13 protein-coding genes are annotated in these 13,283 nt (G+C 72.3%); 7 read left to right on the forward strand and 6 right to left on the reverse strand.

Going from position 1 to position 13,283, the window contains the following annotated elements; translation table 11 throughout:
* Positions 1 to 369, reverse strand: a 369-nt coding sequence (locus FAF44_RS34780; protein ID WP_237107587.1) for a hypothetical protein, incomplete at its 3' end; no start/stop codon positions are given.
* 121 nt (positions 370 to 490) lie between these two features.
* Between FAF44_RS34780 and FAF44_RS34785 the strand changes: the two genes are divergently transcribed.
* The 3 genes from FAF44_RS34785 to FAF44_RS34795 are packed head-to-tail and all read left to right on the forward strand — an operon-like array spanning position 491 to position 2,765.
* A complete protein-coding gene (locus tag FAF44_RS34785; RefSeq protein ID WP_237107588.1) occupies positions 491 to 1,489 on the forward strand; it encodes a hypothetical protein in 999 nt (332 codons plus the stop codon).
* Positions 1,490 to 1,503: 14 nt separating this feature from the next.
* Entirely contained in the window at positions 1,504 to 2,364 is an 861-nt protein-coding gene (locus FAF44_RS34790; RefSeq protein WP_308193431.1) for an NAD-dependent protein deacetylase, read from the forward strand.
* 5 nt (positions 2,365 to 2,369) lie between these two features.
* On the forward strand, positions 2,370 to 2,765 hold the full coding sequence (locus FAF44_RS34795; protein ID WP_237107589.1) for a YchJ family protein: 396 nt from the start codon (positions 2,370 to 2,372) through the stop codon (positions 2,763 to 2,765).
* Positions 2,766 to 2,780: 15 nt separating this feature from the next.
* On the opposite strand, the gene FAF44_RS34800 is transcribed toward FAF44_RS34795, so the two are convergent.
* Genes FAF44_RS34800 through FAF44_RS34815 form a run of 4 tightly spaced genes read right to left on the reverse strand, consistent with a single transcriptional unit; the run spans position 2,781 to position 6,889 of the window.
* Positions 2,781 to 3,776 carry a LacI family DNA-binding transcriptional regulator gene (locus tag FAF44_RS34800; protein WP_237107590.1) on the reverse strand — a complete coding sequence of 332 codons (996 nt, stop codon included), beginning with the start codon at positions 3,774 to 3,776 and terminating at the stop codon, positions 2,781 to 2,783.
* The gene (locus FAF44_RS34805) at positions 3,773 to 4,642 is read right to left on the reverse strand and encodes a carbohydrate ABC transporter permease (RefSeq protein WP_237107591.1); all 870 of its coding nucleotides are present in this window, start codon (positions 4,640 to 4,642) and stop codon (positions 3,773 to 3,775) included. Before FAF44_RS34805 ends, FAF44_RS34800 begins: the two co-directional genes overlap by 4 nt.
* A gap of 40 nt (positions 4,643 to 4,682) precedes the next feature.
* Positions 4,683 to 5,567, reverse strand: coding sequence for a carbohydrate ABC transporter permease (locus FAF44_RS34810; RefSeq protein ID WP_237107592.1), 885 nt, complete (start codon positions 5,565 to 5,567; stop codon positions 4,683 to 4,685).
* On the reverse strand, positions 5,564 to 6,889 hold the full coding sequence (locus FAF44_RS34815) for an ABC transporter substrate-binding protein (protein WP_237107593.1): 1,326 nt from the start codon (positions 6,887 to 6,889) through the stop codon (positions 5,564 to 5,566). Before FAF44_RS34815 ends, FAF44_RS34810 begins: the two co-directional genes overlap by 4 nt.
* Before the next feature lie 180 nt (positions 6,890 to 7,069).
* On the opposite strand from FAF44_RS34815, the gene FAF44_RS34820 reads away from it, so the two are divergent.
* The 4 genes from FAF44_RS34820 to FAF44_RS34835 all read left to right on the forward strand — a co-directional run bounded on the left by FAF44_RS34820 (position 7,070) and on the right by FAF44_RS34835 (position 11,881).
* The gene (locus tag FAF44_RS34820) at positions 7,070 to 9,055 is read left to right on the forward strand and encodes a beta-galactosidase (RefSeq protein WP_237107594.1); all 1,986 of its coding nucleotides are present in this window, start codon (positions 7,070 to 7,072) and stop codon (positions 9,053 to 9,055) included.
* Positions 9,056 to 9,064: 9 nt separating this feature from the next.
* Complete coding sequence (locus FAF44_RS34825; protein WP_237107595.1) at positions 9,065 to 10,168, forward strand: arabinogalactan endo-1,4-beta-galactosidase; 1,104 nt, start codon at positions 9,065 to 9,067, stop codon at positions 10,166 to 10,168.
* A 100-nt stretch (positions 10,169 to 10,268) separates the two neighbouring features.
* The gene (locus FAF44_RS34830) at positions 10,269 to 10,907 is read left to right on the forward strand and encodes a nitroreductase family protein (RefSeq protein ID WP_237107596.1); all 639 of its coding nucleotides are present in this window, start codon (positions 10,269 to 10,271) and stop codon (positions 10,905 to 10,907) included.
* A 128-nt stretch (positions 10,908 to 11,035) separates the two neighbouring features.
* A complete protein-coding gene (locus tag FAF44_RS34835; protein WP_237107597.1) occupies positions 11,036 to 11,881 on the forward strand; it encodes an SAM-dependent methyltransferase in 846 nt (281 codons plus the stop codon).
* Positions 11,882 to 11,888: 7 nt separating this feature from the next.
* Here the strand turns inward: FAF44_RS34835 and FAF44_RS34840 are convergent, their stop codons facing one another.
* Positions 11,889 to 13,283 carry a GH1 family beta-glucosidase gene (locus tag FAF44_RS34840; RefSeq protein WP_237107598.1) on the reverse strand — a complete coding sequence of 465 codons (1,395 nt, stop codon included), beginning with the start codon at positions 13,281 to 13,283 and terminating at the stop codon, positions 11,889 to 11,891.

Consider the following 13,283-nt stretch of genomic DNA (forward strand, 5'->3'; position numbering starts at 1 on the left):
CCCCCAGAACGCGCACGCACCCACCCCCTCCAGCGGCGAGGCGGGCGTGAACACGCGCAGCAGCCAGACGGCCGCGGCCAGCCCCGTCACCGGAGCGGACACCGCGGCGCTGCGGGCCGGCGCATACCGCACGACCAGGCCGATCAGCACCATCAGCGCGACGCTCTCGACCATGCCCAGCGCGTCGGCGCCGGCCGCCGGGCGCGCCACGCCGGCCAGGTGGGCCAGCGTGACGGCCCCCGACACGCTCGCCGCCAGCAGCGCCGACGCGGACAGATGCGGCCGGAAGCGCGGCCGGGCCAACCCGGTCACGGCCGCCGCCGCGGCGACCACCGCCGACAGCACGGCACCAATCCACATCACGCTCATCCGCGTGACGATACGCGTATCCGATGCCCCACCGAGGAGTGCCGAACGGCACCTGTTCGCCTCGCAAGGGGTGCCGAACGGCATCTCGCCCGCCCTACCGCCGCGCCGGGAGGCTGATCACATGACGAACTTCACTTCTCGCCGGTGGGCGTATGCGGCGGCGCTGTGGGCGCTGGCCTACGGCGCGCTCGGGGCCGGGTGGGCGCTGGGCGTGCCCGGATACCCGTGGGGGGCCACCGATCCCGATCCGGACCGGGCCCTGTCGATCCTGGCCGGCACGGGGCCGGACTTCGGCTGGGTGATCGCCGCCGGCAGCCTGATCACCGCGGTCACGGCGCTGGCGTCGACCCGCCGGAGCAGCGGGCGCGCACCGTCGTTCCTGGCCTGGCCGATCGCCGCGCTGCTGATCCTGGTGATCCCCGACTCGCGGCTCATGATGGGCGTCGCCTACACACCTCTGCTGCTGATCGCTCCGATCTTCGGCTGGAGCCTCGGCGGCGCCACCTTCGCCGATGCCTGGCCCTGGCCCGTGCTCAACCAGCTCGTGTGCGTGCTGGGCGGCCTGCTGCTGGCCGCCGCGGCACTGGCTCACGCACGCGATCGGGAACACCGGAGCTGGTTCACCCCGGAGCGAGGGCGCGTCGCGGTGTACGTGGCGGTGGTGGTGCCGCTGCTGTACTGCGCCACCCGGTGGGCGTGGGCGCTCGGCATCCCGCTCGGCGTGAGCGCGGAGTTCCTGGCCGAAGGAACGGGCGGACTATGGCTGGCGGGCGCCTACCTGGCCACCTTCGGCGCGTTCGGCGGCCTGCTCACCCTCGGCCTGACACAGCGGTGGGGCGAGATCTTCCCGCGCTGGATCCCCTGGCTGCGTGGCAGGAGGGTGCCGCCGCTGCTCGCCGTCATCCCCGCCGGGTTCGTCTCGATCATCGTCACCGTGGCCGGGCTGACCTACCTCCGCTGGACGGTCGCCGGCCGGTTCGCCCTGGAAGAATGGGGCGCCTGGCTGCCGGAGTGCTTCTGGCCGATCTGGGGCGCCGCGCTGGCCACCGCCACCGTCTGCTACCACCGGCGCCGCAGGCACGACGCACACCACTCAAGGGCCGGGGTGGTCGGCGGCTGAGGCACCATGGAGCTGTGACACCAATCACCATGAAGGTGACGGAGCTGGTCGAGCTGGTCGCCCGTGGCCGGGTGGCCGTGCTCAGCGGGGCCGGGCTGTCGACCGAGTCCGGCATCCCCGACTACCGGGGCCCGACCGGCCGGGCCCGGCGCGCCGACCCGATGACCTACCAGCGGTTCGTCGCCAGCGCGCAGGCACGGCGGCGCTACTGGGCGCGCAGCCACGTCGGCTGGCGGCAGATCGGCCGGGCCCGGCCCAACGCCGGCCACCTGGCCGTGGCCGAGCTGGAACGGCGCGGGCTGCTGTGCGGCATCGTCACCCAGAACGTGGACGGCCTGCACCAGGCGGCCGGCGCGCGGCGGGTGATCGAGCTGCACGGCGGGCTCGACCGCGTCGTCTGCCTGTCGTGCCGGGAGCGCACCCCGCGCGCCGAACTGGAGCGCCGCCTGCGCGCGGCCAACCCCGGCTGGGAGGCCGGCGGGCTGATCAACCCGGACGGCGACGCCGCGCTCACCGACGAGCAGGTGGCCGGCTTCCGGGTGGTGGACTGCCGAAGCTGCGACGGCCTGCTCAAACCGGACGTGGTGTTCTTCGGCGAGAACGTGCCGGGGCCGCGCGTGGACGAGTGCTTCGCCGTCGTGGGCGGGGCGCGGGCGCTGCTCGTGCTCGGGTCGTCGCTGGCGATCAGGTCGGGGCTGCGGTTCGTCACCAAGGCCGCCGCGCTCGGCATCCCCATCGCGATCGTCAACCAGGGCCCGACCGGCGCCGACGCCGACGCCGCGCTCACCCTGGACGCCCCGCTCGGCCGCACGCTGAGCGACCTCACCACGCGGCTCGGGGACGGCGGCCTCATCGCCGTGGCCGGGGCAGAATAGAGCGCATGCCTCCTCGTACCTGCCCGTGCGGCCTGCCCGCCGCCTACCCCGACTGCTGCGGCCGGTTCCACCGGGGCCAGGCCGCCGCGGCCACGGCCGAGCAGCTCATGCGCTCCCGGTTCAGCGCGTTCGGCGTCGGCGACGAGGCGTACCTGCTGCGCACCTGGCATCCCGGCTCCCGCCCCGCGCGGGTCGGCCTCGACCGGCGGGTGCGCTGGGTGCGGCTGGAGGTGCTGGAGAGCACCGGGGGCAGCGTCGTGCACACCGAGGGCACCGTCCGCTTCCGCGCCCACTTCCTCGACCGCGGCGAGCCGGGGGAGCTGGAGGAGCACAGCCGGTTCGTCCGCCTGGAGGGCCGCTGGGTCTACACCGGCAAACTGGACGACCCGCTGCCGCGGTGACCAGGGGGGCGGTGGTCAGGCGGACTCGCGGATGACCAGCTCCGTGGGCAGGGTCACCGGCTCCACGTGCCCGGCCCCGTCGATGAGGGCCAGCAGCAGCCGTACCGTCTCCTGCGCCATCTCGGCCAGCGGCTGCCGGATGGTGGTCAGCGGCGGGTGCGTCGAGACCGCCACCGACGAGTCGTCGAAGCCGCCCACCGCCACGTCGTCGGGCACCCGGCGGCCCGCCGCGCGCAGCGCCGCCAGGGCCCCGGCCGCCATCAGGTCGGAGGCGACGAAGACGGCGTCGAGGTCGGGCGCGCGCTCCAGCAGCTCCGCCATCGCCCGCTCGCCGCTGGCCTGTGTCCAGTCGCCGTGCGCGATCAGCCGCTGGGTGGCCTTGCGGCCGAGGACGTCGGCGAAGCCCTCGAGCCGCTGGATGCCGCCCGGCGTGTCCATGGGGCCGGTGATCATCGCGATCCGCCTGCGGCCGAGGCGCACGAAGTACTCGGTCATCTGGCGGGCCCCGAGCCGCTCGTCGGCGGCGGCGTACGGGATGACGGTCTCGCGGCCGATGACCGCGCCGCAGGAGACGGCCGGCGGGCCGGTGCGCAGCGCGTCGAGCAGCGGGTCGCCGGCGTGCGTGGAGACCAGCAGCACGCCGTCGGCGTGGCCGCCCCGCACGTAGCGCACCACCCGCTCCCGGTCGCCCTCGTCGCCCGCCAGCATCATCACCAGCGACAGGTCCCGCTCGGCCAGCATCCTGATGGCCACCCGGATGAGCGTGCTGTAGTTGGGGTCCTCGAACAACTTCTCGTGCGGCTCCGACAGGACCATGACGACCGACCCCGTACGCTGCGTGACCAGGCTGCGGGCGGCGCGGTTGACCACGTAACCGGTCTCGGAGATGGCCCGCTCGACGGCCACGCGCGCCGCCGGGCTGACGTACTTGTCCCCGTTGAGCAGGCGGGAGACCGTGCCGCGGGACACGCCGGCGGCGGCGGCGACGTCGTGGATCGTTGGGCGTTTCATTTGACTGCTCCCGAGGACAGATCGGTCTTCCAGTATCGCTGCATCGTCAGGAAGAGCGCGATCAAGGGCACGATCGACAGGAGGGCGCCCGTCAGGATCAGGTTGTACAGGGCCGGCTGGTTCGCGCCCGCGGCGAGCAGCGTGTAGAGGCCGACCGTGAGCGGGAACTTGCCGTCGTCCCCGAGCATGATGAACGGCAGCAGGAAGTTGTTCCAGATCGCCACGAACTGGAACAGGAAGATGGTCACCATGCCCGGCACCATCAGCGGCATCGCCACCCGCGACATCAGCCGCCACTCGCCCGCCCCGTCGATGCGGCCCGCCTCCAGGAGCGAGTCGGGGATGGCCGCGGCGGCGTAGATGCGCGCCAGGTAGATGCTGTACGGGTGCAGGATCTGCGGCAGCAGCACGGCCCAGTGGCTGTCGGCCAGGCCGATCTTGGAGAACAGCAGGTACTGCGGGATCGCCAGCACCACCGCCGGCACCAGGATGCCGCCGATGAGCAGGTTGAAGATGGCGTCGCGGCCGGGGAAGCGGTACTTGGCCAGCGTGTACCCCGAGACCGCCGAGACGGCCGTGGACAGCAGCGCGCCGCCGCCCGCGTACAGGAGCGTGTTGCCCGCCCACAGCCAGAACACGCCGTCGCGGTAGGCGAACAGTTCGGCGACGTTGTCGAGGAAGCCCGTGCCGAAGGAGAGCGTGGCGGTGCTGAACAGCTCGCCGGGCGACTTGGTGGCGGCGATCAGCACCCAGCACACCGGGAACAGGCAGTAGAGCGCGCCGAGGAGCAGCAGCGCGGTCGGCACCGCGCCGACCGGGCGGCCGGCGCGGGCGCGGCGGTGCGCGGCGGTGCTCACCGTGGCCATCGGCCCTCCCCGAGGGTGCGCGTGCGGGTCATCGTGGTCATCAGCCCTCCCCGAAGGCGCGGTTGCGGACCACGCGCAGGAACCCGAACGACAGGACGAGCGAGATCGCCGCGATGACGATCGAGGTGGCGGCGGCCGAGTACAGGTCGCCGGTGACGAACGCGTCGCGGTAGACCTTCATCAGCGGGCTCCACGTGGAGCTGATCGTGTTGCTCAGCGGGCGCAGCGTGGTGGGCTCGGTGAACACCTGGACCGTCGCGATGATCGAGAACACGGTGGTCAGGATGATCGCCGGGGTGAGGATCGGGATCTTCACCCGGACGGCGATCTGGAACTCCGAGGCGCCGTCGAGCCGCGCCGCCTCGTACAGGTCGCGCGGGATGGCCCGCAGCGTGGTGTAGAGCACGAGCATGTTGAAGCCGACCCCGCCCCACACCGCCACGTTGGCCATCGAGTACGTGACGGTGGTGGCGCCCAGGAAGTCGACGTCCAGGACGTCCCTGATCGGGCTGAGCGAGGGCAGGTAGAGGAAGCCCCACAGCAGGGTGGCCGCCACGCCCGGCACCGCGTACGGCAGGAAGATCGCGATCCGGGTGAAGCGGGCCAGCCGCACCCGCGCCGAGTCCAGCAGCAGCGCGAACAGCAGCGCCAGGCCCAGCATGACGGCCAGCACCAGAGCGCCGTAGCCGAGCACGCGCAGCCAGCCGCTCCACAGCTCGGCGTCGGCCAGGGCGGCGGCGAAGTTGTCGAACCCGACGAACACCTCCCGCCGCGCGCCCTTGCCCAGCCCCAGCCCGGACACCTTGGTCCGCAACATCGCGAGGTAGACGGTGTAGCCGATGGGCACCGCGAGGAACAGGGTGAACAGCGTGATCGCGGGGGTCAGGAACAGGTACGGCCAGGCCCCCCTCCCGGAGCGCTTCATGACGCGAGCTGGAAGCCGGCCTTGCGCATGTCGGCGACCGTGGCGTCCTGCATGGCCTGGACGGCGTCGGAGAACGACGTCTTGTTCTGCACCGCCTTGTCGAAGGCGTCCCGGAAGGTGTTGTAGGTGACGCCGACGTTCGGCCCGAAGGTGAAGCCGCGGGCCCCGGCGGAGACGGCGGCGGCCTGCTGCCAGAAGTCGGGCTGGGTGGCGAAGTACTCGGGCGCCGCGCCGAGCGCCGACTGCGCCTTGGTGGCGGCCGGGTAGATGGCCGCCTGCTCGACCAGCAGCCCGATGGCGGCCGGGTCGGTGTTGAGCCAGGTGGCGAACTGCGCGGCGGCGGCCTTGGCCGGGCTCTCGGCCGACACGGCGGTGGACGAGCCGCCCCAGAAGCCGCTGTAGCTCTCGCCGGCGTTCCACTGGGGGAGCGGCGCGACGGCCCACTTACCCTTGGCCTTGGGCGCGTTGCTGGACAGCACGCCCGGCGCCCACACGGCGGACGGCCAGCTCAGCAGCCTGCCGTCGTTGAGCGCCTTGTTCCACTCGGGGGTGAAGTACGGCATGTCGTCGATGGCGCCCTCCTTGACCAGCGCGCCCCAGTAGTCGGCGACCTTCCTGGTGGCCTCGTCGGCGATGCCGACCTTCCACGACTCGCCGCTGATCGACCACCACTGCGCGCCCGCCTGCTGGGCCAGACCTGTGAACGCTCCCGGATCCTTGCTGGAGAAGGTGCCGAGAAAGGCCTTCGGGTCCTTCTTCCTGACCGTGCGGGCCGCCTCGCCGTACTCCTGCCAGGTCTTGGGCACCGCGATGCCGTACTCGTCGAACAGGTCCTTGCGGTAGAAGAGCATCATCGGGCCGCTGTCCTGCGGGATGCCGTAGACGGCGTCGGTGCCCAGCGTCACCAGGCCCCACAGCCCCTCGGAGAACTCGCCCTTGATCGGGGCGGTCTCGGCCTTGAGGTCGGCGACCGCGTCGGCGGCGATGAACGAGGGCAGGTGCTGGTACTCGGCCTGCACCAGGTCGGGGGGATTGCCGGCCTTGGCGGCGGTGAGGAACTTGGCCGCCGCGTCGTCGCCGCCGGCCTGCTTGCTGACCGTCACCTGGATGTCGGGGTGGTCCTTGTTCCAGACCTCGACGATCTTGTCCATGTTGGGGGCCCAGGTCCAGTACGTGAGCGTGACCGGGCCCTGAGGGGCGTCCTGGGTGGCCGCCGGGCTCTGGGCCGCCTCGGGGCTCTCGGTGGGCTCGCCGGAGCCGCAGCTCGCGAGGGTGGCCGTGAGTGCGACGGCCAGGGCTGCTCCAAGGCGGTTGGCGCGCATTGCGTACCTCCAGAGGGTTCTGTGAACGTGCACAGACTGGAGCAGCGCCGAAATGGCCGTCAAGGGGTCGTTACGTTCTCGTTAATCTCCTGCAAAAGCATGAAATTTCGAAATAACAGTTCCCAGGCGGGTGTGCTGCGGCTTACTGTGCACGTTCACAGAAGCTTTCGAGGGGGATGGATGTATCCGGAGCGTCCTGCCGGGATCGCCTATGGCGGCGACTACAACCCGGAGCAGTGGCCGCGCGAGGTCCTGGAGGAGGACGTGGCCCTGATGCGCGAGGCCGGGGTCAACCTGGTCAGCCTGGGCCTGTTCTCGTGGGCGCTGATGGAGCCCGCCGCGGGGCGGTTCGCGTTCGGCTGGCTGGACGAGATCCTCGACCGGCTGCACGAGGGCGGCGTCTCGGTCGCCCTGGGCACCCCGACCGCCGCCCCGCCGGCCTGGTTCGTCGCCGCGCACCCCGACGTGCTGCCGGTCACCAGGGAGGGGCTGCGGATCGGCTTCGGCGGCCGGCAGAGCGCCTGCTCCAGCGCCCCGGCCTTCCGGGAGGCCACCGCGCGGCTGGTGCGGGCGCTGGGCGAGCACTACCGCGACCATCCGGCCGTCGTCCTGTGGCACGTGCACAACGAGTACGGCGCGCCGCTCGGCGAGTGCTACTGCGAGCACAGCGTGGCGGCCTGGCGCGACTGGCTCCGCCAGACCTACCGCGAGATCGGCGCGCTGAACGACGCCTGGGGCGGCACGTTCTGGGGCCAGACCTACACCGACTGGGCCGAGATCGACGCCCCCCGCGCCAACCACACGGTCGTCAACCCGGCCCAGCGCCTCGACTACGCCCGCTTCAGCGACGGCCAGCACCGCGAGCACTACGCGCTGCAGCGCGACATCCTGCGCGAACTGACCCCCGGCATCCCGGTGACCACGAACTTCGCCGGCACCGTCAACTGCAAGTCCACCGACCTGTGGCGGTGGGCCCGCGAGCTGGACGTGATCGCCAACGACCACTACCTCAAGGCCGAGCGCCCCGACAACCACATCGACCTGGCCATGTCCGCCGACCTCGCCCGGTCGGTGGCGGGCGGCGCGCCGTGGATGCTGATGGAGCACTCGGCGGGCGCGGTCAACTGGCAGCCGCGCAACCTCGCCAAGCGGCCCGGCGAGCTGCGCCGCAACAGCCTCGCGCACGTCGCCCGCGGCTCGGACAGCGTGCTGTTCTTCCAGTTCAGGGCCTCGCGGTTCGGGGCGGAGAAGTTCCACTCCGGGATGGTGCCGCACGCGGGCACGGACTCCGGGCAGTGGCGCGAGATCGTCCGGCTGGGGGCCGACCTGCGCGGGCTGGCCGGGCTGCGGGGCAGCCGGGTGCGGGCCGAGGTGGCGATCGTCTGGGACTGGGAGTCGTACTGGGCGCTGGAGCTGGACTGGCGGCCGTCGGTGGACCTGACGTTCCGGGAGCGGGTGGACGCCTTCTACGAGGCTCTGTGGCGGGAGCACGTCACGGTGGACTTCGTCCACCCGTCAGCCGATGTTTCGGGGTATCGGGTGGTGGTGGCGCCCAGCTCGTACCTGCTGACCGAGGCGTCCGCCAAGAACCTGCACCGGTACGTGGAGGCGGGCGGCCACCTGCTCGTGTCGTACTTCTCCGGCATCGTGGACGAGCACGACGCCCTCCACCCCGGCGCCCACCCCGGCGCGCTGCGTGAGCTGCTCGGCCTGTCGATCGAGGAGTTCCACCCGCTGCGCGAGCACGAGACGGTACGGCTGAACGGCGGCGACTCCGCGCGCGTGTGGTCGGAGCGGGTCCGCCCGGCGGGCGCGGTCACGGTCGAGGGCTTCGCCGACGGCCCCGACGCCGGCCACCCCGCCGTCACCCGCCACGACCTCGGCGCGGGCTGCGCCTGGTACCTGGCCACCGCCCCCGTCACCGGCCTGCGCGACCTGCTCGCGCGGGTGCTCGACCACGCGGACGTGTCCCGCCCGCGCGGCCTGCCCGACACGCTCGAACTCGTGCGCAGGGGCGGCCATGTCTTCCTGATCAACCACGGCGATCAGCCGGTGACGGTCGAGGGGGTGAGCGGCGTGAGCGTGTTCGACGGGGCGCGGCACGACGGGCCGCTCACCGTCGCGGCCGGTGCGGTCACGGTCGTTGCGGAAACCCCCCAACCCTAGGGAGACCCGATGAAACGCATCCTGATCACCGCGCTGCTGTTACTCACGGCCCTCGCCGTGCCCGCCCAGGCGCACGCGGGGCCCGGCCGCCTCCAGATCAGGGGCGCGGACGTGTCCAGCCTGGCCAAGTCGGAGGCGCTCGGCGGCGTCTACCGCGACTCCGCCGGGCGCGCGGGCGACGCGCTGAGCATCCTGTCGCAGGCCGGGCTCAACTACATCAGGCTCAAGGTCTGGGTGAACCCGGCCGACGGCTACAACACCAAGGCGCGGCTGCTCCCGGTGGCCAGGCGGGTCAAGGCGCTCGGCATGGGCCTGCTCATCGACTTCCACTACTCCGACACCTGGGCCGACCCGGGCAAGCAGACCAAGCCGGCCGCGTGGTCGGGGCTGTCGTCCGCGCAGCTCAGGCAGGCCGTCTACAACCACACCTACGACGTGCTCGCCGTGCTGCGCGACCAGGGCACCACCGCCGACATGGTGCAGGTCGGCAACGAGATCAACGGCGGCCTGCTCTGGCCCGACGGCTCCAACACCAACTGGGCCGGCACCGCGGCGCTGCTCAACGCCGGCTACGACGCGGTCAAGGCGGTCTCCGGCTCGACCAGGGTCGTGCTGCACCTGGCCAACGGCGGCGACAACGGGCTGTACCGGTGGTGGTTCGACAACGCCAGGACCAACGGCATCCGCCACGACGTGATCGGCCTGTCGTACTACGCCTACTGGCACGGCACGCTGGAGAGCTTCCAGGCCAACATCAACGACGTGGCCACCAGGTACGGCAAGCCCGTGGTCGTCGTCGAGACCGCCTACCCGTTCACCACCGCCGACGACGACGGCTGGGCGAACATCATCTCCGCCGCCGAGCCCTACCCCGGCTACCGGGCCACCACGCAGGGGCAGTCCGCGATGCTCACCCGGGTGGCCGACATCGTCCGCGCCGTGCCGAACGGCCTGGGCCTCGGCCTGTTCACCTGGGAGGCCACCTGGACCGGTGTCAGGGGCAACGGCTGGGACCCGGCCGACCCGTCCTCGGGCAACGGCTGGGAGAACCAGGCCCTGTTCGACTATGCCGACCGGGCGCTGCCGGCGATGGCCGCCCTCGGCCGCCTCTGACGGTCCTGACCGGGTCGTGGATGTCGCGCCCGCGACATCCACGACGAGGCGTCCGGCCCGGATCGGTGGCTGCGCGCCGCCCGAGGGGCATGATGGCCGCATGACGATCTCACCGGACGAACTGCTCACCACCACCCGCAGCGTGCGCAAGCGGCTCGACCTCACCCGCCCCGTCCCGATGGAGCTGGTCCGCGAGTGCCTGGAGGTCGCGCTCCAGGCGCCCACCGGGGGCAACGCCCAGCTCTGGCGCTGGATCGTGGTGACCGACCCCGGCAAGCGCCAGGCGATCGGCGGTTACTACAAGCGCTCGTGGGACACGTACTACGCCTCGGGCTCCTCGGCCGGGAGGTTGTTCAAGGACGACCCGGAGCGGGCGGCGACCCAGGAGCGGGTCTCCGGCAGCGCCGCCTACCTCGCCGAGCACCTGGGCGAGGTGCCGGTGCACGTGATCGGCTGCATGCTGGTGCCCGGCGCGCTGCCCCAGGGCAACCAGGCGGGGCTGTGGGGTTCGCTGCTGCCGGCCGCGTGGAGCTACATGCTGGCCGCCCGCGCCCGCGGCCTGGGCTCGGCGTGGACGACGCTGCACCTGGCGTACGAGAGTGAGATCGCCGAGTTGCTCGGCCTCCCGCCGGACGTCCGGCAGGGTGTGCTGCTGCCGACCGCGTACTACACCGGCGACAGCTTCCGTCCGGCCGCGCGGCAGCCGCTCGACGAGGTGCTGCGCGTCGAGCATTGGTGAAAGCCCTGGTCAGGGACGGCTGGTACGAACCCGACTGAAAGGCGATATTTCCCGATAAATTTCCCGCCTGTCCCAGCCGTCCCGCCTTAGGATCATGGCGCTGACCCCCCTGATCCGAGGAGCCAGAAGTGCCCGAGAACGAGCACGAGAGCGAGCAGGAGAGCGCGCCCGGCGGGATCGACACCTCCAAGCCGAGCGTCGCCCGCGTCTACGACTACATGCTCGGCGGCAAGGACAACTACGAGATCGACCGCCAGGTGGCCAAGGCGGCGCTGGCGATCGCGCCGGACGCGCCCGAGGCGGCCCAGGCCAACCGGGAGTTCCTGCGCCGCACGGTCCGTCACCTGGCCGCCGAGGCGGGCGTCCGGCAGTTCCTCGACATCGGCTCCGGTCTTCCCACGCGGGGCAACGTGCACGAGGTCGCCCAGTCCGTCACCCCCGGCGCGCACGTCGTGTACGTCGACCACGATCCGATCGTGCTCGCCCACGGCCGCGCCCTGCTGGCCGTGGACGAGACCACCGTGATCGTCGAGGCCGACGCCCGCGAGCCCGAGCAGGTCCTCGACGACCCGCGTACGCGCGCCCTGATCGACTTCGACGAGCCGGTCGGGCTGCTGCTGTTCGGGATCCTGCACCACCTGAAGGACGAGGAGGACCCGGCCGGCATCGCCGCCCGGTTCGTCCGCCCGCTGGCCCCGGGCAGCCACGTGGTGATCTCGCACTTCCACAACCCGATGCAGGCCCACCCCGAGGTGTCGGAGCAGGCCTTCACCGCGGAGCGGCTCTTCAACGAGCACCTCGGCACCGGCCGCTGGCGCGCCCGCGAGGAGATCCTCGCCTACTTCGACGGGCTCGACCTGCTGGCGCCCGGCCTGGTGCCGCTCCCGGAGTGGCGTCCGGAGACGGGCGACCACCAGGCCGCGCCGGGCATCACCTACCACACCTTCGTCGGGGGCGTGGCCCGCAAGCCCTGAACGTGCCTCAGCTCGCCGGCAGCTTGCCGGTGGCGACCACGTCGCGGTACCAGTGGGCGCTGTCCTTCCAGGTGCGCTCCATCGTCTCGCGGTCCACGCGGACGATGCCGAACCGCTTGGCGTACCCGTGCGCCCACTCGAAGTTGTCCATCAGCGACCACACGAAGTAGCCGCGCACGTCCGCGCCGCCCGCGATGGCCTCGCTGACCGCTGACAGGTGCCGGTGCAGGTAGTCCACGCGGTCCGCGTCGTGCACGCGGCCGTCGGGGGCGACCTGGTCGGGGAAGGCCGCGCCGTTCTCGGTGATCATCGTCGGCATGTCCGGGTAGTCGCGGTGCAGGCGCAGCAGCAGTTCGGTCAGGCCGCTCTCGTCGATGTTCCAGCCCATCTCCGTGTACGGCCCCGGCTGCTTGACGAACTCGATGTCCGAGCAGCCGATCCACGGCGAGGCGGTGCCGTCCTGGTGCCCGTCGGCGGTCTCCCTCGCGCCGGCGCCGTCCCACTGGCGGACCAGGGTCGGGTTGTAGTAGTTGACGCCGAGCACGTCCAGCGGCTGGCAGGCGGCGGCCTCGTCGCCGTCGCGGACGAACGACCAGTCGGTCACCTGGGCGGTGTCGGCGATCAGGTCGCGCGGGTAGGCGCCCTCCAGCATCGGGCCCAGGAAGGCCCGGTTGGCCAGCGCGTCCGCGCGCCGCACCGCGTCGGCGTCGCGCTCGGACACGCCGCGCACGTGGTGCAGGTTGAGCGTGACCGACATCTGCGCGTCCGTGGCGGCCGTCGAGCGCAGCGCCTGCACGGCCAGGCCGTGGCCGAGGTTCAGGTGGTGCACCGCGGCCAGCGCGGCGGCGGCGTCGGTACGGGCCGGGGCGTGCACGCCGGAGGCGTAGCCCAGGTAGGCCGAGCACCACGGCTCGTTCAGGGTGATCCAGGTGCGCACGCGGTCGCCGAGCGCCTCGCCCATGAGCCGGGCGTACTCGGCGAAGCGCGGCGCGGTGTCGCGCTCCGGCCAGCCGCCGGCGTCCTCCAGTTCCTGCGGCAGGTCCCAGTGGTAGAGCGTGGCCACCGGCGCGATGCCCCTGGACAGCAGCCCGTCCACCAGGCGGTCGTAGAAGCCGGCGCCCTCCCGGTTGAGCGGGCCGCGGCCGCCCGGCTGCACGCGCGGCCAGGAGATGGAGAAGCGGTAGGCGCCCACGCCCAGCTCGGCGAGCAGGTCGAGGTCCTCGTCGAGGCGGTGGTAGTGGTCGCAGGCCACGTCGCCGGTGTCGCCGTTGGTCACCAGGCCCGGCGTGTGGGAGAAGGTGTCCCAGATCGACGGGCCGCGGCCGCCCTCGTTCCAGGCGCCCTCGACCTGGTAGGCGGCGGTGGCGGTGCCCCACAGGAAGTTCTCGGGGAAGGCAGGCAT

It is taken from the genome of Nonomuraea sp. MG754425, assembly GCF_021699195.1.
Classification (GTDB): domain Bacteria; phylum Actinomycetota; class Actinomycetes; order Streptosporangiales; family Streptosporangiaceae; genus Nonomuraea.

Excerpts from the sequence above, each read along its gene's own strand:
- FAF44_RS34785 (WP_237107588.1), top strand. The coding sequence starts at position 491 with ATGACGAACTTCACTTCTCGCCGGTGGGCGTATGCGGCGGCGCTGTGG.
- FAF44_RS34795 (WP_237107589.1), top strand. The coding sequence starts at position 2,370 with ATGCCTCCTCGTACCTGCCCGTGCGGCCTGCCCGCCGCCTACCCCGAC.
- FAF44_RS34800 (WP_237107590.1), bottom strand. The coding sequence starts at position 3,776 with ATGAAACGCCCAACGATCCACGACGTCGCCGCCGCCGCCGGCGTGTCC.
- FAF44_RS34805 (WP_237107591.1), bottom strand. The coding sequence starts at position 4,642 with ATGGCCACGGTGAGCACCGCCGCGCACCGCCGCGCCCGCGCCGGCCGC.
- FAF44_RS34810 (WP_237107592.1), bottom strand. The coding sequence starts at position 5,567 with ATGAAGCGCTCCGGGAGGGGGGCCTGGCCGTACCTGTTCCTGACCCCC.
- FAF44_RS34815 (WP_237107593.1), bottom strand. The coding sequence starts at position 6,889 with ATGCGCGCCAACCGCCTTGGAGCAGCCCTGGCCGTCGCACTCACGGCC.
- FAF44_RS34820 (WP_237107594.1), top strand. The coding sequence starts at position 7,070 with ATGTATCCGGAGCGTCCTGCCGGGATCGCCTATGGCGGCGACTACAAC.
- FAF44_RS34825 (WP_237107595.1), top strand. The coding sequence starts at position 9,065 with ATGAAACGCATCCTGATCACCGCGCTGCTGTTACTCACGGCCCTCGCC.
- FAF44_RS34830 (WP_237107596.1), top strand. The coding sequence starts at position 10,269 with ATGACGATCTCACCGGACGAACTGCTCACCACCACCCGCAGCGTGCGC.
- FAF44_RS34840 (WP_237107598.1), bottom strand. The coding sequence starts at position 13,283 with ATGCCTGCCTTCCCCGAGAACTTCCTGTGGGGCACCGCCACCGCCGCC.